Here is a 16,176-nt window from a genome sequence, read left to right as displayed (position 1 = left end):
TTCTGCGTGTCCGTATGGGAACTGACACGTCGGGGGGCCGATCGCTCAGATAGCATATAAAACCCCTATATAGCCGGGGGAACTTCTTACGGTCTCGACGCGCTAGTTTCACCCAGTCATGGACGTCGAAACCGTCAAAGAACGGGCCGCACCGCGGGCGTTTTCGCCCGCCGACGATATGCCCGAAGAGTACCGGAAAGCGGCGACCCGCATGATCCAGTTTCACGCCAACAGCGAGATAATGGGCGCATATCTGGAAAAGCCGTTCATCCGGCAAGCGCCGTCGATCGATCGAAAACTCGCGTTCTCGGCGAAGGTCCAGGACGAGATCGGTCACGGTCAGTTGCTCTACCGGGCCGCCGAATCGCTCGGCATCAAGACGCGCGAAGAGATGCTAGACGAACTCGCCGAAGGAGAAGGAAAGTTCCTGAACTGCTTTCACTATCCGATGAAGTCCTGGGCGGAAGTGCCGATGATCGCGTTCTTCGTCGACGGCGCGGCGATGCGCCGACAGGCGACGCTGAAATCCTCGAGCTGGGAGCCCTACGCGCACGCGATGGACAAGGTTTGTTTCGAAGAAGGATTCCACGTCAAACACGGCGAGGACATCATGGCGCGCATGGCGACCGGGTCGCGCAAGGAGCAGCAGATGCTACAGGACGCGTTCGACGAGTGGTGGCCGCGCATCATCCAGTTCTTCGGCCCGACCGACGACAAATCGACCCACCACGACTTCGCTGCCGAGGTCGGTCTCAAACAGAAGACGAACGACGAACTTCGAAACGCCTTCCTCGACGCCTACGTACCGAAGGCCAAAGCGTACGGACTCGAGATTCCAGAGTATCCACGCATCGAGAAGCTCGACGACGGGACGTACGAAGTCAACGAGGACGATCTGGACTGGGACGAGTTCTTCACGGTGGCGAAGAACGAATACGAGCCCGGTCTCGGCCAGATCAACGCGCGCAAGGCCGCCCAGGAGGCGGTCGAGTGGGTGCGTGAAACCATCGAAGACGACAGCAACCTGCCCGGGAGCCACGCCGCCCCGGCGGCTGACTGACCATGATTTGGGAAGTGTTCCGACAGGACAAGCCGGGTGACTATCACACCCACTGCGGTAACGTACACGCCCCGGACAGGGAGATGGCGAGGCAATTCGCAGCGATCCAGCACGGTCGGCGAAAGCCGACCAACAGCATCTGGGTCGTTCCACAGGACGAGGTCGGCGAGATCGACGCCGACGAAGTCGAGTTCGGCGGGACGACGGACAAATCCTACCGGTGGGCTACGGCGTACACGCAGAGTACCGAACACGCAAAGGAGGTCATCGACTCCGAGCGCGAACAGGCCCAAGCCGAACGACAGCGAGGTGACGACTGATGTCGAGCGCTCGGACCGATCTCACGCCGGATCAACGCCTCGCCCTCGAAACCGAGTTGCGAGCGATCGCAGACGACGAGTTCGTCCTCGCCGAACGGTACATCGAGTGGCAGGTCTACGCCCCGTCGTTAGAATCCGACCTCGCACTCGCGAATATCGCACAGGACGAACTCGGCCACGCCCGCCTCTGGTACGACCTGCTGATCGACCTCGGCTACGACGAAACCGATCTGCTCTGGGAGCGAGACCCGGCGACCTTCCGGCACGCGACGCTCACCGAACTGGCCTTCGACCAGGGAGACTGGGCGGACGCGATCGTCCGTTCGTACCTCTTCGACGTCGCAGAGCACCTTCGACTCGCGTCGCTGGAGGCCTCGAGCTACCCGGGGATCACGGACCGAATCGGCAAGATTCAACGCGAGGAGCGCTACCACGTCGAACACGCCGAAAATTGGCTCGAACGACTCGCCGACGATGGCGACGGGACCGAGGCGCTCCAGTCGGCTGTTGATCGACTCTTTCCGCACGCGCTGGCGCTTTTCGTCCCGACCGAACCCGTTCCGTTCGGCGCGGACGGAGACGACGGAGAACCGTTCGCCACCGAGGACGATCTCCCCGACGCCGCGACGGTCGAAGAGACGATCGTCGAGGAAGGATACCGTGCGGAGTCGCTTTCGACCATCGCCGAGCGGTGGCTCGACCGCGTCGTACCCACGCTCGAATCGCACGGTCTGCGAACGCCAGTTCCGGCCGACGGCGAGATCACCGACGAGTTGCTCCCGGACGCGACGGGACGAAGCGGAGAACACACCGGCGACTGGGACGACCTCTACGACGACTTCACCCATACCTACCGCGAACTCGGTCGTGAGGAGGCGACCGTGATTATGGACAAACCCGAGTTCTGAGCGACGAAACACCACATTGATCGAACCAAATGACACCTGACGAACCCACCGATTCAGACCCGAGCCCCTGTGCGTACACGGAGTACCGCGAGGGAACGGCGATCGACGATCTCCCCGCGACCGGAGCGGACGCGACCGGTCTCGAAGCCGATGTCTGGGACGCCCTGTACAGCGTCGAAGACCCCGAGATGCCGGTTAGTATCGTCGATCTCGGGCTCATTTACGGCGTCTCCGTCGACGACGGCGAGGTTGCCGTCGACATGACGCTGACGTATAGCGGCTGTCCGGCACGGGATATGCTCCAGAACGACGTTCGGTCGGCCGTCGGTGCGGTCGAGGGTGTGGACTCGGTGGACCTCCGCCTGGTCTGGAGTCCCGAGTGGTCGGTCGAAATGGTGACCGAACCGGGCAAGGAGGACCTGCGAGACTTCGGGTTGAGCGTGTGATCATGTCTGGCAACGATCCGAGCACGACGACGAGCGGGGACACGGTCGGTGCGACGTGCCCGTACTGCGGTTCGACGAACACGGAGCGCGAGCACCCGAAAGGACCGTCGCTGTGTCGGTCGATGCACTTTTGCAACGAGTGTCAACAGCCCTTCGAAAAGTTCGAATAACGTCGAACTGCGACACGAATACCGGACGTCACATCCAGTTCGTGTCCGTTGTGCGGCCGACCGATAGACGGATGCGGTAGACGCCTCTGGCACGGTGACGTTCGCCGAGGTGGATGGTTTTAAGATTACCGCTCGTTATTCACCAGACATGGACGTAGAAGCGTTTTTCGAGGGGATGCCATTCGCCTCGTTGTTGGGAATCGAAGTGACGGAGTGTGCCGACGGCCACGCTGAAGGTCGCCTCGAGATGACCGAAGAACTGTCCTGGAACGAAGAGCGACTGATGGCACACGGTGGCGTCACGTTCACGCTCGCAGATACCGTCGGCGGCGCGGCGCTCGTCTCGGAAGTCGATCAACCCGTTCCGACGATCGACATGCGCATCGACTACCTGAGTGCTGGAACCGGCGACCTCTACGCGGTTGCCGACGTGGTTCGCGTGGGCGGTGACGTCGGCGTCGTCAACGTGGACGTGTTCGCGGCTGACGACGAGACGCTGATCGCCGACGCACGCGGTGTGTACAAGACCGGGTGAACGTGAAATCTCCCGCGTAAAACCGTAATCGCGAGTACTGGCAACCCACGTACCTGGGATAGACCGCTCGCACAGAGTCGGCCGAGGCCGGTCAGCTACACTGGCCGATTCGTCAGGTATCCGGCGAACGCAGGATACGATCGAACGAATAAAACTGGATCGTCCAGCTATTGGCAGTGTCGGCGGTGGGTTAATATTTGATCGGATAATTGGATTATCTAATAATGCAGAATTTATTGACCAGTTCCCTCCACGAGACGATCGATGTCCTCGTCCGAGTCGGCGAGCCGATGAGCACGACCGAGGTAGCCGACCACCTCGCACTCGGCCGACGAGCGACGTACGAACGGCTGGATCAGTTGGCCGACCTCGGCTACGTCGAAACGAAGAAGGTCGGTGCCAGCGCTCGCGTGTGGTGGGTGTCGACGGATGAACAGAGCGGGGATCGATCGTCGGATCTCGCCCTCTACGAGACGATCCTTTCGACGATCGACGATGGGATCTACGTCCTCAACGATGAGTATCGGTTCACGAAGATGAACGACGCCTACGTCGAAATGACCGGCTACGATCGAGAGACGCTACTGGGCTCTCACTGCTCGCTCGTCGTCGGAGATGACGTCTCGCGAGAGTCCGCAGAGCGGCTCGACGAACTGGCTCGCAGCGAGAGTGGCGACAGCGCGTCGATCGAGGCGGACATCCTTCGAGCGGATGGGACGCGGTTGCGCGCGGAAAGTCGATTCACGTCGATGCAGATGGACACCTCGAGTGCGGGATCGACCGACGCGCAGTCGCTTGTCAAGGTAGGCGTCGTTCGAGACGTTCGAGATCGAGTCGCCCGCGAGCGAAAACTCGAAACGCGTGTGCGCCAACAGGAGGTGATCACGGAACTCGGCCAACGAGCACTCGATCATCGTGATCTTGACGAATTGATGACTCGAGCGGCGCGTGTGGCGGCGGAAACGATCGATTTCGAGTGCTGTGCACTGCTCGAACTAGACGAAAGTGGAGACCGCCTCACCATGCGTTCGGGCGTCGGCTGGGACGACGGTCTCGTCGGCAACGCATCGGTCAGTGGCGCTGGTGAACAGTCCCAGGCAGGGTATACACTACAGACGAAGGGATCGATACTCGCCGAGTCGCTCTCGTCCGAATCGCGTTTCTCGACCTCAGAGCTGCTGCGATCACACGGTGTCGAGAGCGCGATTAGCGTCGTGGTCGGTCCCGTCGAGGAACCCTGGGGTGTATTGACCGTCTGCGATACGACCTCGACATCGCTCGAGTCGAACGACGTCCACTTCGTCAAATCCGTTGCGAACATTCTCGCCTCCGCAATCAACCGCCACGCAGACGAACGCTCGTTACTCCGGCAACGTGCGCAACTTCTCGCGTTGAACAACCTGAACGAAGTAATCCGCAACGTGACCGACGCTATTCTCGCACAGTCGACGCGTGAGGAGATCGAAGAAACGGTCGTCGAACGGCTCGCGGAACTCGATTCGTACACCTGCGCCTGGATCGGCGGGTTGGACGTCGAATCCCGTTCGATCGAACTGAGAACGGGCGCCGACGCCGACGGTCTCATCGATTCGGTATCTAGCGCGATTGCCCTTTGCACCGACCGCGGTGCCGGCCCGACGGACCTCGCCATCCGACGGGGCACGATTCAGGTCACACAGGACGTCCGTGGGTCCGAGTTATCGGAACCGTGGTTCGATCGCGACGAATCCAGCTCAATCGAGTCCGCCGCGGCGATACCGATTCATTTCGAAGATACCACGTACGGTGTTCTCACCGTGTACGCGGATCGATCGGAGGCGTTCACCGATGACGAACGTCCGGCTATCGCTCAGATCGGTGAAATCATCGGCCACGCGATCGCCGCGACGGAGCGAAAGCGGGCGTTACTGAGCGACGAAGTCGTCGAAATCGATTTTAGAATACCTGATATGTGGGGCAACTGCATCGATTCGTCGGGAGTAGAGGATGCGATCGAACTCGATCACGTCGTCACCGTCACCGAGGACGAACACGTCGTCTACGGTCGGACCGACGCGGACGATATCGAAGCCCTCGAAGCGCTTCCATCCAGACTGTCTAATTGGAACGACGTGTCCGTGTTGTCGACGGGCGAAACGACCCGGTTCGAAGGGTCGCTCTCGGAACCAACGGTGTTCTCCCTCGTTGCGTCTCACGGGGGCTCCGTCGAACGCGCCGAACTGACAAACGGCGAGTTACGGTTGACCGTCCAGATTTCACCCCACGTCGACGTGAGGACGTTCGTCGAAACGCTGCGAGAAACGTATCCGTCACTCGAACTCTGTACTCGTAAACAGCGAACCAGAGCGCGGCCGACGTCGTGTCAGCTCGACAGCTATCTCTCCGAAACGCTGACGGACAAACAACGCGACGCGCTCGAAACGGCGTTTCACGCCGGCTTCTTCGAGTGGCCTCGTCCGATCTCCGGCGAGTCAGTCGCCGATTCACTCGGAATCGCCGCGCCGACGTTTCATCAACACCTGCGGACGGCCGAGCGAAAAGTGCTCGAATCGATTCTGATGGACTCGACGTGACGCCATCGTCGCGCAAGGTGATTACGAATCGAGGCGCTTGTCCATTTTGAATCGACGCACGCCGTAACCGCGAGATCGGTAAACGGCTCGGGCGGTCTCGTTCCGTTCGTTGACCGATAGCTGGACGTACGAACACTCGCGCGCTTGGGCCCAGGACTCGGCTCGATCCATCAGCGCGTTCGCGATGCCCTCACCGCGATGTGTAGGCGAAACGTATACCTCCTCGATGTTCGCCGACGGACCGCGCGCGAACACCGGCGGAGATTCGCTGTACGTGACAACCGTATACCCGATTAGGTCGTCGTCCCGTTCAGCGACGAACGTCGCTGTGTCGGGATCGTCGAGGTTCGCCTGCCGATACTCGATCGCGTGGTCGCGAACGTCGTCTCCGAGTTCGTTGTACGAATCCAGTTCGGCCATCTCCATGGAGAACGTCAGCCAAAGCTCGTCAACTAACGCGTCGATATCGTCCGCGTCGAGTCGTCGGTATTCCATCGGACGTCGTGATCGTCGTGCAATCGACCTATCGGTTTCTATCGGAGGTTCGGCGCGACTTCCTCGCCGAGGCGGGTGACGCAGTCGGTCATCTCTTCAGTCGGCGTCCCGGGATGGTAGGTTCTGAAAATGAAGTGGATATCGTCACCGAGCGCGTCGCGGTAGGCCTGTAACTCCTCGGTTACCTGCTCTGGCGTCCCGAAGATAGCCTGTTCTTTCAGTTCCGCTTTGCGTTCGGCCGACAGCTCGTCGACGGGTTCGCCCGAGAATATCTCTGCGTAGCGACGCTGGATGAAGAGGTAGCCGTCTCGCATTCGCTCCCAGGCGTCTTCGCGCGAGTCGCCCACCCAGCCGTGCTGGAGGACGTAGATCGTAAAGTCGCCGTCTATCTCTTCTCGCTCCCGGACGGCTCGAATGTCTTCGACGCGCTTTTTCACGCCGTCGATCGAGAGCGACGACGGCGCACACCAGCCCTGAGCCGTTCGAGCGGCGCGTCGGACGGCGGGTTTGGCCCCGCCGCCGAGCATTACCGGCATCGACCCGTTCGCGGGCTTCGGGGTGATCGAGACGTCCGTCGGGACATCGTGAAACCTCGAGTCATACGCGAGGTCGCCGTCGCTCCAGGCGGCGTCGAGAAACGAGACGAGATCTGCGAGCCGCTCGGCTCGCTCCTCGCGCGGGACGCCGAAGACGTCGAACTCGGTCGGGTTCGAGCCGATCGCCAGACCGAGCGTCGTCCGGCCGGCCGAGAGCAAGTCGACGGTGGCCGCGTCTTCTGCGAGGTGAATCGGATCGTAGAGCGGCCCGAGCGCGACGCACGAGCCGATCTCGATCTCGTCGGTCACGGCTGCCATCGCGGCGAGTGCCGGCAGGGTTCCGGAGAGGTACTCGTCTTCTGCGAAGTGGTGTTCTGAAACCCACGCGCTGTCGAGGCCGACGTCCTCAACGGTCTCGGTGAGCGCGAGAATTTCGTCGTAGATCTCACTCGACGATCGATCGTCGTCAGGTCTGCGCTGTGCGGTGAAGAGGCCGGTCCCGAGCTGCATACTCGAACGTTCGCAGCCGAGAGTATACATCTCCCGACTTCGGTCAGCGATCACGAACCGTCCGTCGAACAGAACGGTGCCACTTGCCTCGTCAGTACTCGATCGTCGTGATCTCGTCGATCGGCCACTGGCTCAGGATCTCGACGCCATTTTCGCGAACGACGACCATCTCCTCGATGCGGACGCCCTGTCGATCGGCCGGCTCCTGGGTCTCGACGGCCATCGTCATTCCTTCCTCGATCTCGATCGGGTGGTCGGGTGAGAGTCCGCGCCAGATGAGCGGAACCTCGTACAGCTGGAGGCCGAGTCCGTGAGCCCAGTGGTTGGTCGTCATCTGCCAGTGTTCGTCCGCCTCGTAGAAGTCCGCGTGCTCGCCGTCCATGTCCGGGAATCCCTGCGCAATCTCGTCGGTCGTGGCGCCGGGTTCGATCCGCTCTAGGACGTCGTAGAGATTCTCGCGAGCGATCTCGTAGGCGTCTCGTTGCGCGTCGGTCGGCTCGCCCATGGAGAACGTTCGGTAGTAACACGAGCGGTAGCCGAGGTAGCCGATGTTGTACATGTCGGCGTAGACGAGATCGCCGGGGCGGATCATCCGGTCGGTGGTGTTCGCCTGGTGTTTCGGCCAGGTGTTCGGCCCGGAGGTGAGGTAACCTCCGCCGACGAACGCGCCGTGTCGCCAGAGTTCGCTGACGGCCTCGCCCCAGACCTCCGTCTCGCGCATGCCCGGTCTGGCCGTCTCCGTGATGCGCTGGAAGCCGGCCTCGCAGATGGCGGCTACCATACGAAGACACTCGATTTCGTCTTCGGTCTTTACCTTTCGTGCGTCTTCCATCACCCGGTTTGCGGTCTCGACGTCGACCTCGACGCCGGCGTCTTGGAAGCCCGAAACGAGGCCGGCGTTGCCGACGTCGAGTCCGAGCGTCTCGTTGGCGACGCCGTACTCGGCCATCGCCGTCGTCACCGTCTCGACCATCTTCGTGATGAGGAACCGACGTGCTGAATCGCTCCCGGACGCTCGTGGTACGTTTCCGAGGCCGGGACAGGCGTATCTGACGTCCGTGAGCCACGGGCAGTTCGCTCGCTGGTTGCTAGCGTGGTCGGCGGTGTCCCAGTGGACGACGTCGCCGCCTTCGGTCAGCAAGGTGTAGTGGTCGGCGCCGCTGCCGCCAGTCATCGCGAGCCCCGTGACGTATCGAATGTTCGGATCCGAGACCAGAAGCATCGCTCCGAGTTCGGTCTCCTGGAGTCGTTCTAACGCGCGCTGTTTCCGTTCGGTCCGAAGCCGCCGGGTATCGATCCGTCCCTCCCAGTCGACGGCTTGCGTGCCGAGGGTTCCTTCCATGTAGTCGCGTTCGTAGAAGGTCATCGTCATTCGTATCGCTCGCCGGATCGGCAAAAAAGCCTACCGTTCTACCTGCGCTCGTCGCCCGAACGGCCGCCAATCGAGGTCACGGCCGGTGTGATCGACCGTTACTCTCGCGACGATTTCGTCCGTTATCAATAGAGCAAAGGTCCCGTGTGAACCATATTGGGGTATGCATACACGCGGGGACCGACCGACGGTGCTGATCGGAGTGAGACGAGCCGGCGTTCCCGACGATTCCTCCCGACGGGTGATTCGACGATGACCGACACCACGGAGGCGATCGTCGAGACGCTGGAAGCACTCGACGTCGAGTTCGTCTTTGGCTACCCGGGCGGTCGCGTCATCGAGGTGCTCGACGAACTGCCCGACTCGTCGGTCCGACTGATCAGACCGCGCGACGAGCGCGAAGCGAGCGTCATGGCCGAGATGTACGGCCGGCTCACCCAGCGACCGGGCGTGCTCGCTGGACAGGGACCGTGGGTCGGGAGTCTCGGCGCGATCGGGCAAATGGAGGGACGACTCGCCTCTTCACCCATGGTGGCGATCACCGAGGCCTCCGAGCGGGGCGAGTACTCGACGCTCGCGCCGTACCAGCAGTCGCGTGGAGACTACGGCGGGCTCGATCTCCCGAACATCCTGGATTCGATCACGAAAGAACACTGGTTCCCACGCTCTCCGACCGAGACCGTCCGCAGCCTTCAGCTGGCGTTCAAACACGCCGTCTCCGGCCGACCAGGGCCGACGGCCGTGATCTTAGACGGAGACGTCGTTCACGAGGAGATGCCCGAGGATCCGACACCGCCGGTGTGGAACGCGAACGACCAGGTTCGGACGTGGAAGGGAGCGCCGGCGGCGAACGACCTCGACGAGGCCGCGAACGCCCTCTCCGACGCCGATCGACCGGTCATCATCGCGGGTAACGGGGTCCACGCCGCACAGGCGTACGACGAACTCGAAGCCGCCGCGATGGCCTACGACGCCGCCGTCGTCACGTCCTATCTCGGCAAATCGACGATCGCCGAAACGCACGAACTCGCCGGCGGCGTCATCGGTTCCTTTAGCCACGAGGGCGCGAATCAACTCGTCAGCGACGCCGACGTCCTCTGCGTCGTCGGCTGTCGACTCAATCCGATGGACACGAATTGGCAGGCGCCCGGATTCGTCCGGCCGGACGAACAGACGATCATCCACGCCGATATCGATACGCGAAACGCCGGCTGGGTCTACCCCGCTGACGTGGGACTGATCGGAGACGCGACGCACGCGCTCGCCGGTCTGGCCGATCGCGCCGGTTCGGATTGCGGTGGCGACCCGGACGCGGCACGCCAACGCGCCGCCGAAGCGCGTTCGGACTTTTCCGTCTCCGCGTGCGAATCGGACGATTCGCCGATCAAGCCCCAGCGTGCCGTCAAGGAGATCGAAGCCATCGTCGACGCCGGGACGATCGTCACGGCCGATTCGGGGAACAACCGATTCTGGTTGCTCAACTACCTTCAGACGCCGGCCGTCCGAACTTACTTCGGGAGCGGCGGCGTCGGCGGGATGGGGTGGGCCCTACCGGCGGCCGTGAGTGCCGCGATCGCGACCGACCGCGACGTCATCTCCGTCGCGGGCGACGGCGGCTTCTCGATGACGATGAATTCCGTCGAGACGGCCGTCGAGTACGGCGTCGCACCCACGTTCGTCATCTTGAACGACACCAGTCTCGGCATGGTCCGACAGATGCAAGACGAAGACGGCGACATCGCCGGCGTCGAATTCCACGATACGGACTTCGTCCGCGTCGCCGAAGCGTTCGGCGCCGTCGGCGAGCGCGTTACCGAACCCGACGACTTCGCGGCGACGCTCGTCGAGGCCAAGCAGCGACGCAACCGCCCGACGGTGATCGACGTCCGTATCGATCGAACCGAGGACATGGCGGCGCAGCTCTCGTCGTCGTTCTACGACCAGGTCGGCGGGCTTCACGAGTAGGCCCGCGAAGCCGGCGACTGGCTGGCTGGCAAATCGAACTGATCTGAATACACTTTTTACGTTAGAGAGGATCTATTCGAACGAATGTCTGACGAAACCGTACTCGTAACCGGCGGAACCGGCTTCATCGGTTCGTTCGTCGCCGCCGACCTGATCGAACACGGTCACGATGTGGTCGCGTACGATCTCTCGACGGATACGCGCGTTCTCGATAAGCTCGACATCACCGACGAAGTACAGGTCGTTCGCGGTGACGTCACCGATCCGACCGACGTCGTTCGAACGGTTCGCGAGACCGGGACCACTCGAATCGTCCACCTCGCGGCGCTGCTGACGACGACGGCGCGCGAGATTCCGCGGGCCGCGATCGACGTCAACATCACGGGAACGAACAACATCTTCGAGGCCGCCCGCACGCTCGACGATCAGGTCGAACGCGTCGCCTGGGCCTCGTCTGCGGCGGTGTTCGCCCCGCCCGCGAACTACGACGACGGCTGGGTCAAAGAATCGGACCTCGTTTACCCCGATACGCTCTACGGAGCGACCAAGGAGTACAACGAGCACCAGGCGCGCGTGTACCACGAGGACTTCGGGCTGGACCACGTCGCGCTCCGACCGACGGTCGCCTACGGTCCGTACCGAGAAACCGGGGGTTCGGCTTTCCTCGCGAACATCATCGAAAAGCCGGCGCTCGGCGACTCGTTCAGCGTCGAGTACGGAGACCAGGTCATCGACTGGCAGTACGTCAGAGACGTCGCCCAGGCGTTCCGCCTCGCCGCGTTCGCCGACGAATCGGCGCTCTCTCGACGCGTCTACAACGTTCGCGGACAGGTCGCGACCATCAGAGAAGCCGCCGAAACCGTCCAGAATATCCTCCCGGATGCCGACATCGAGGTCAGCGACGACGGCGAACTCCCGTGGACGCAGAAACTCGACATGACCGCGATTCAGGACGACCTCGGCTACGATCCCGCGTACGATCTCGAAACCGGCTTCAGGGAGTACATCAATACCCTGCGCCGTGACGAGGGCCTGGAGACCGTTTGAGTGTAGAAGGCCGTCGAAACGTTTCGACGGGATTGAATCCACACACGGTCTCGCCGTTTCGTCGGTAACGAACCCGCCGTTTGTAGGTAATTAAACCGCGTCTTCTCGTGATCGGTCCAGGTTTGATCCCAATGGGTTGTTATTCTACGGCGAGCACGCGATTCGCAAGCCACGTCGACGAATAACCGAGAGAAGACGGCGCCACAAACGACCATCTACTCCTGACGGTCCGGACCGGATCGGACTCTACGTATTAGACATTTCAACGAACGGTCGCCGTGAAACGGAATTTGTCCTCGAATTCCCTCGCGCTGTAGCAACACAATTACGAAACGTACGCCGTCCCTGGGAATGCTATGGTATCCTTACAACATACCCTCCGTCAAGAAGTGGCACTCCAGCAAGTAGAGGTTCCCGAGTATCTCCAAGATCCTGTCGCCGATGTAGCAGTCTACCTCCCGCGAATACTCGGAGCCATCATCATCCTGCTCATCGGGTGGGTTATCGGGCGCGTAGCCGGCGGTATCGTCCGACGTATCGCCGACGGCGTCGAGCTGGATCGCATGGTCCTCGAAACGCCGCTCGGTCGAATACTGGGTGGCACAGAACGCGCTGTTTCGGGAGCGTTCGGTAAACTGGCAAAGTGGTTCGTCTACGCACTCGCTATCCTCGCGGCAGCGAACGCGCTCGCGATCCAGGCGCTCTCCGAGTGGATCGCCGTCGCAGTGTCGTACCTTCCGGCGTTCGTCGCAGGGTTGCTCGTCATCGTCCTCGGATTCGTCGTCGCTGATTTCATCGGCGACATGATCGAACGGACGCGAGCGGCCACTCAGACGGCGTATACCAGCTGGTTCGCGAACGGCGCTCGGATATTCCTCTACTTTACGGCGCTCGTCATCGGGTTGGACACGATGGGAATCGACGTCGGCATCCTCTACGTCTTCGCCCAGGCACTCGCGTGGGGCCTGGCCGCGGCTGTCGCGATCGGCGCAGGCATCGCATTCGGGTGGGGCGGTAAGGACTACGTCTCGGAGAACATCGATCGCTGGATGCGACAAACCGACGCGATTACGCCGGAAGATAGCGCTGCCGGTCCCGATACATCGACTGCTAGTGAGCGTCACAGCGGTCCCGACCGCGAACCGGGTCCGAGTGCGGGCGACGATTGATCCGGGGTTAAACCGGAGGTCCGATCACTCTGATGTGGCGCGTACCTGTGTTGACCGGTCCGGTTCGGCACGCGGAAAGAGCGGTTTGACGGGAACGATAACGTAGTTTTTCACGAGCTGACCATCCATCGATTGCCACTTCTCGATGGTAGCGAGCGTGTACATCTCGGCGTACGAGTCGTTGATCTGGTCGAGTATTTCGAGAAACGTCGTCGGATCGAACTGCTCTCCTGAGACGGCATCAGAAACCACCGCAATGCCTGACGTACGAGCATAGACGTCGATTCGTCCCTCGAACACTCGTTCTAAGTCCTCGATGTGAGAACTGGTACTGGCTCGAGATCGAGACGGTTCCGTTGGAAAGGAGACGTACGCTTTGTACCGATCCGGGCGCGAAACAACGCGGCGTTTCCAGGTGTTTCGCAGCAAACGGTACGAACGGATCAGCAGACCCACATTCTCCCTCGCCATTTGGTGTTCACCGCACCAATCGACGCGAGACCGTCCGTCTGTGGGGTTCTCACAGTCGATATAGAGTACCCTCCGATACCTCTCGTTCGCAGGCGGCCTCCTCCGAACTCCCCTCGGATACTCTCGTTCGGATACATCCTGATCAGATACGTTCGGTCATCCGGGTGGACGGGTAATACGTCCTTTGTTTGTCCGTTGATCACGATCTCCGAACTGTCGTTTCAGGCGGTGTATTTGCAGTTCGCGAGGGTTTTGTATAATGAGTCGCTACTCGCCGTACGGATGAAACGTACACTCTTCCCAGGGCCATTTCTCATCGGATCGATCGCGATCACGGCCGCCGGCGTTAGCGTCGCTGACGGTGGCGCCCTCTCGATTCGAACGGTTCCTGCCCTCGTCTTGATCTCCATCGGGGTGGCCGGTATCGCTCGGCTCGGCGCCGATCGATCCGTCGACCAACTCGAACGTTCCGTAACGTGGTGGTGGACGGGCGCGTTCGCTGCATTCGTCCCTTACGCTCTGGTGATGGCCCCTTCGAGTGAGACGGCGGCCGCCGTCGGGGGTATCTTTGGCGGCTCGGTTACCACCGCAGCCCTAGAAGCCGTCGCCGGTGCACTGGTTCTCTGCGCCGTTTCGATGTCCGTTCTCTACGTGTTCGCCCGATACGGAATCCACCCGGGGAGTCCGACTCCCGAAGAACGCGTGTTGAACGACTAACCGGAACGGACTCACAATCGGTAAACACCAATTAGGATCGATACCGTCGACGCATGCCGTTGTAGCCCACTTTCTACTCGTGATGTATTCGTCGAACCGTCGGTAGCTCCCAACCAATTTTCGATCTGTTTCGGAAGACGAATCAGGCGAGCGGATCGCTCACAGCGGTGGTCGTGTTCTACCGATTCTCACGATTCGATCACGTCCTCGTCGACCGGTCCCATCGGTTCGTCCAGGTCGAACCCACGGACCAGCCCGAGTGCGATCGCGACGTCACGCAGTTCCGGTGATGGACCGTTTCGATACGCTTCGAGTGACTCGTTCGCTGCCGATCGATGGCTCTCCGCCCGTTCGAAATCGTCGCTGGCCGCGGCCACGGCGCTCTGTCTCATCGAGTCTGCGAACGACTCGCCGAGCGCCATCCGCGATTCGAACTGGGAGAGGAGTTCGTCGAGTCGACCGAGGTCGACCGTCTCGACGCGATCGTCAGCTGTGAACTCGTCCCCGCTCGAACGGGCCCGTTCGAGCCGACGGCGACTGCTGGTGTATTCGTCTCGCGCTGTCGTGAACGATTGGGAGGCGAGTTCGTAGGAACCGTCACGCCAGAACGACACCCCGTCGTTGAACGATTTCGTCGCGCTCGCAGCCTGTCGGTTAGCCTCCATCGTCGACTCCCAGATCTCCACTCGGAGCGCGTACGAGGGGATCCGGGCCTCCGGTCGGTTCGACATGATCTCCTGGGGTTCGTCGTCGTGATAGAGTCCGAGTACGTGGCCGATCTCGTGTTTCGTCGTAATTCGAATCTTTCCGAACGGCCGGGTCGACGCGACGACGATGGCCGTCACGGGACGACTGACCCGCGAACCCGGCCGAAGGATCGGTGCACAACCGAGCACCAGCTCGCTGTAATTCTCGACGCCGCGGCAGTCGCTCGGCTCGTCGACGTACCGAATCCGAAGGTCCGCCCGGTCGGCGCTCACCGATTCGAACGTAACGCGAAACCCGACGTATTCAGGCGCGCGGTCTTCCCAAAAATCGAGGGCGTCCCACGCGTTCCGGTGGACGTCGTGGTCAGTTTCGCTATCGTCGACGACGTGAACGCCGACCGTTTTACCGGCGAACGGGTGGCGGTCTCCCTCGCCCGGGAGGGTGCAGCCGGCGAGACCGCATCCGATCGTACCCGCCGCCATACCGAGCAGTTGACGCCGTCGCATCAGCGTGACTGTCGGTCGGACGCGGTGATACATCTTCTGGCACCGATTCGTGCGAGTCGACGACGCCTAACGGGTCAATTCAGGAAGTCTGTGAGTACTGTTCGACCCACTCCTGGAGCGTGATCCCCATCGTCGCTTCGGTGATCGCATTCGAGGAGGCCGAGTTCGCGCTCTTTACGAGTTCGGCTTCGAGCGTACGGGTTGGCACCTCGCCGAGAAAGTGCGGAATCGCCCGCTGGACGGAGAGCGGACAGCCCACTTCGTGAGCCAGAGCATAGCCCGATATCGAGTGTGGAATCTCCTCGCTGACGTACGTCGGGTCCGGTTCGTCGAGGATGTCGTCGTCGACGAACGACGGGTACTCGTAGCACTTGCCGACGTCGTGAAGCAGACAGGCGGCGACGATCACGTCGAGATCCGGATCCGCACCGTGGAACTCTCGCTGAATTGTGGCCGATTCGATGGCGATCTTCGTTACCCCGCGAACGTGATCGACGTTGGCAACTTCGTGAATGTTCCAGGCGTACGGAATGTCCTCGATATCGCGCCACCCGCCCCGATCGAGACCCAGCACCCACGCCTCGACGACTCGATCGCGAAGCGCGACGTCACCGATTTCGCCGAGTTCCGGATAGGCGTCTCGTACCTGCGTTTCGTGATCGGCCACG

17 protein-coding genes are annotated in these 16,176 nt (G+C 61.6%); 11 read left to right on the top strand and 6 right to left on the bottom strand.

Features of this window, described 5'->3' with window-relative positions; all coding sequences use genetic code 11:
* The first annotated feature begins 118 nt into the window (after positions 1-118).
* From paaA to NKH31_RS16190, 7 genes are all read left to right on the top strand, one after another.
* Positions 119-1,060, top strand: coding sequence for a 1,2-phenylacetyl-CoA epoxidase subunit PaaA (gene paaA / locus NKH31_RS16215; RefSeq protein WP_254862831.1), 942 nt, complete (start codon positions 119-121; stop codon positions 1,058-1,060).
* Positions 1,061-1,062: 2 nt separating this feature from the next.
* Positions 1,063-1,380 (top strand): 1,2-phenylacetyl-CoA epoxidase subunit PaaB, encoded by a 318-nt coding sequence (paaB, locus tag NKH31_RS16210; protein ID WP_254862830.1) that lies wholly within the window; start codon positions 1,063-1,065, stop codon positions 1,378-1,380.
* Positions 1,380-2,288, top strand: coding sequence for a 1,2-phenylacetyl-CoA epoxidase subunit PaaC (gene paaC / locus NKH31_RS16205; RefSeq protein WP_254862829.1), 909 nt, complete (start codon positions 1,380-1,382; stop codon positions 2,286-2,288). The genes paaB and paaC overlap by 1 nt, the downstream gene beginning before the upstream one ends.
* A 29-nt stretch (positions 2,289-2,317) precedes the next feature.
* The gene (paaD, locus tag NKH31_RS16200) at positions 2,318-2,734 is read left to right on the top strand and encodes a 1,2-phenylacetyl-CoA epoxidase subunit PaaD (protein WP_254862828.1); all 417 of its coding nucleotides are present in this window, start codon (positions 2,318-2,320) and stop codon (positions 2,732-2,734) included.
* A gap of 2 nt (positions 2,735-2,736) precedes the next feature.
* A complete protein-coding gene (paaE, locus tag NKH31_RS17750) occupies positions 2,737-2,904 on the top strand; it encodes a 1,2-phenylacetyl-CoA epoxidase subunit PaaE (RefSeq protein ID WP_305038421.1) in 168 nt (55 codons plus the stop codon).
* A gap of 148 nt (positions 2,905-3,052) precedes the next feature.
* Positions 3,053-3,439 carry a PaaI family thioesterase gene (locus NKH31_RS16195; RefSeq protein WP_254862827.1) on the top strand — a complete coding sequence of 129 codons (387 nt, stop codon included), beginning with the start codon at positions 3,053-3,055 and terminating at the stop codon, positions 3,437-3,439.
* 290 nt (positions 3,440-3,729) lie between these two features.
* Positions 3,730-6,012 (top strand): bacterio-opsin activator domain-containing protein, encoded by a 2,283-nt coding sequence (locus tag NKH31_RS16190; protein ID WP_254862825.1) that lies wholly within the window; start codon positions 3,730-3,732, stop codon positions 6,010-6,012.
* Positions 6,013-6,033: 21 nt separating this feature from the next.
* Here NKH31_RS16190 and NKH31_RS16185 read toward each other — a convergent pair whose 3' ends face one another.
* The 3 genes from NKH31_RS16185 to NKH31_RS16175 form a co-directional block, all read right to left on the bottom strand.
* Positions 6,034-6,507 carry a GNAT family N-acetyltransferase gene (locus tag NKH31_RS16185; RefSeq protein WP_254862823.1) on the bottom strand — a complete coding sequence of 158 codons (474 nt, stop codon included), beginning with the start codon at positions 6,505-6,507 and terminating at the stop codon, positions 6,034-6,036.
* A 38-nt stretch (positions 6,508-6,545) separates the two neighbouring features.
* Entirely contained in the window at positions 6,546-7,553 is a 1,008-nt protein-coding gene (locus NKH31_RS16180) for an LLM class flavin-dependent oxidoreductase (protein WP_254862822.1), read from the bottom strand.
* A 91-nt stretch (positions 7,554-7,644) separates the two neighbouring features.
* Positions 7,645-8,919: a M24 family metallopeptidase gene (locus NKH31_RS16175; protein WP_254864831.1), complete on the bottom strand. Its 1,275-nt coding sequence runs from the start codon at positions 8,917-8,919 to the stop codon at positions 7,645-7,647.
* A 258-nt stretch (positions 8,920-9,177) separates the two neighbouring features.
* On the opposite strand from NKH31_RS16175, the gene NKH31_RS16170 reads away from it, so the two are divergent.
* From NKH31_RS16170 to NKH31_RS16160, 3 genes are all read left to right on the top strand, one after another.
* Positions 9,178-10,890, top strand: a complete 1,713-nt coding sequence (locus NKH31_RS16170) for a thiamine pyrophosphate-binding protein (RefSeq protein ID WP_254862821.1) — start codon at positions 9,178-9,180, stop codon at positions 10,888-10,890.
* A gap of 84 nt (positions 10,891-10,974) precedes the next feature.
* Positions 10,975-11,937 carry an NAD-dependent epimerase/dehydratase family protein gene (locus tag NKH31_RS16165; protein WP_254862820.1) on the top strand — a complete coding sequence of 321 codons (963 nt, stop codon included), beginning with the start codon at positions 10,975-10,977 and terminating at the stop codon, positions 11,935-11,937.
* 356 nt (positions 11,938-12,293) lie between these two features.
* A complete protein-coding gene (locus tag NKH31_RS16160) occupies positions 12,294-13,106 on the top strand; it encodes a mechanosensitive ion channel family protein (protein WP_254862819.1) in 813 nt (270 codons plus the stop codon).
* Positions 13,107-13,130: 24 nt separating this feature from the next.
* On the opposite strand, the gene NKH31_RS16155 is transcribed toward NKH31_RS16160, so the two are convergent.
* Positions 13,131-13,358, bottom strand: a complete 228-nt coding sequence (locus NKH31_RS16155; protein ID WP_254862818.1) for a hypothetical protein — start codon at positions 13,356-13,358, stop codon at positions 13,131-13,133.
* Positions 13,359-13,859: 501 nt separating this feature from the next.
* On the opposite strand from NKH31_RS16155, the gene NKH31_RS16150 reads away from it, so the two are divergent.
* Entirely contained in the window at positions 13,860-14,294 is a 435-nt protein-coding gene (locus tag NKH31_RS16150) for a DUF1467 domain-containing protein (RefSeq protein WP_254862817.1), read from the top strand.
* Between the two features lie 188 nt (positions 14,295-14,482).
* Here NKH31_RS16150 and NKH31_RS16145 read toward each other — a convergent pair whose 3' ends face one another.
* Positions 14,483-15,508, bottom strand: coding sequence for a matrixin family metalloprotease (locus tag NKH31_RS16145; protein WP_254862816.1), 1,026 nt, complete (start codon positions 15,506-15,508; stop codon positions 14,483-14,485).
* Positions 15,509-15,587: 79 nt separating this feature from the next.
* Entirely contained in the window at positions 15,588-16,175 is a 588-nt protein-coding gene (locus tag NKH31_RS16140; protein ID WP_254862815.1) for an HD domain-containing protein, read from the bottom strand.
* Between the last annotated feature and the right edge of the window lies 1 nt (position 16,176).

It is taken from the genome of Halovivax gelatinilyticus, from assembly GCF_024300625.1.
Taxonomy (GTDB): Archaea; Halobacteriota; Halobacteria; order Halobacteriales; family Natrialbaceae; genus Halovivax; species Halovivax gelatinilyticus.
This window is presented reverse-complemented; position numbering and strand designations above follow the sequence as displayed.

Excerpts from the sequence above, each read along its gene's own strand:
- paaA (WP_254862831.1), top strand. The coding sequence starts at position 119 with ATGGACGTCGAAACCGTCAAAGAACGGGCCGCACCGCGGGCGTTTTCG.
- paaB (WP_254862830.1), top strand. The coding sequence starts at position 1,063 with ATGATTTGGGAAGTGTTCCGACAGGACAAGCCGGGTGACTATCACACC.
- paaC (WP_254862829.1), top strand. The coding sequence starts at position 1,380 with ATGTCGAGCGCTCGGACCGATCTCACGCCGGATCAACGCCTCGCCCTC.
- paaD (WP_254862828.1), top strand. The coding sequence starts at position 2,318 with ATGACACCTGACGAACCCACCGATTCAGACCCGAGCCCCTGTGCGTAC.
- paaE (WP_305038421.1), top strand. The coding sequence starts at position 2,737 with ATGTCTGGCAACGATCCGAGCACGACGACGAGCGGGGACACGGTCGGT.
- NKH31_RS16195 (WP_254862827.1), top strand. The coding sequence starts at position 3,053 with ATGGACGTAGAAGCGTTTTTCGAGGGGATGCCATTCGCCTCGTTGTTG.
- NKH31_RS16190 (WP_254862825.1), top strand. The coding sequence starts at position 3,730 with ATGAGCACGACCGAGGTAGCCGACCACCTCGCACTCGGCCGACGAGCG.
- NKH31_RS16185 (WP_254862823.1), bottom strand. The coding sequence starts at position 6,507 with ATGGAATACCGACGACTCGACGCGGACGATATCGACGCGTTAGTTGAC.
- NKH31_RS16180 (WP_254862822.1), bottom strand. The coding sequence starts at position 7,553 with ATGCAGCTCGGGACCGGCCTCTTCACCGCACAGCGCAGACCTGACGAC.
- NKH31_RS16175 (WP_254864831.1), bottom strand. The coding sequence starts at position 8,919 with ATGACCTTCTACGAACGCGACTACATGGAAGGAACCCTCGGCACGCAA.
- NKH31_RS16170 (WP_254862821.1), top strand. The coding sequence starts at position 9,178 with ATGACCGACACCACGGAGGCGATCGTCGAGACGCTGGAAGCACTCGAC.
- NKH31_RS16165 (WP_254862820.1), top strand. The coding sequence starts at position 10,975 with ATGTCTGACGAAACCGTACTCGTAACCGGCGGAACCGGCTTCATCGGT.
- NKH31_RS16160 (WP_254862819.1), top strand. The coding sequence starts at position 12,294 with ATGGTATCCTTACAACATACCCTCCGTCAAGAAGTGGCACTCCAGCAA.
- NKH31_RS16150 (WP_254862817.1), top strand. The coding sequence starts at position 13,860 with ATGAAACGTACACTCTTCCCAGGGCCATTTCTCATCGGATCGATCGCG.
- NKH31_RS16145 (WP_254862816.1), bottom strand. The coding sequence starts at position 15,508 with ATGCGACGGCGTCAACTGCTCGGTATGGCGGCGGGTACGATCGGATGC.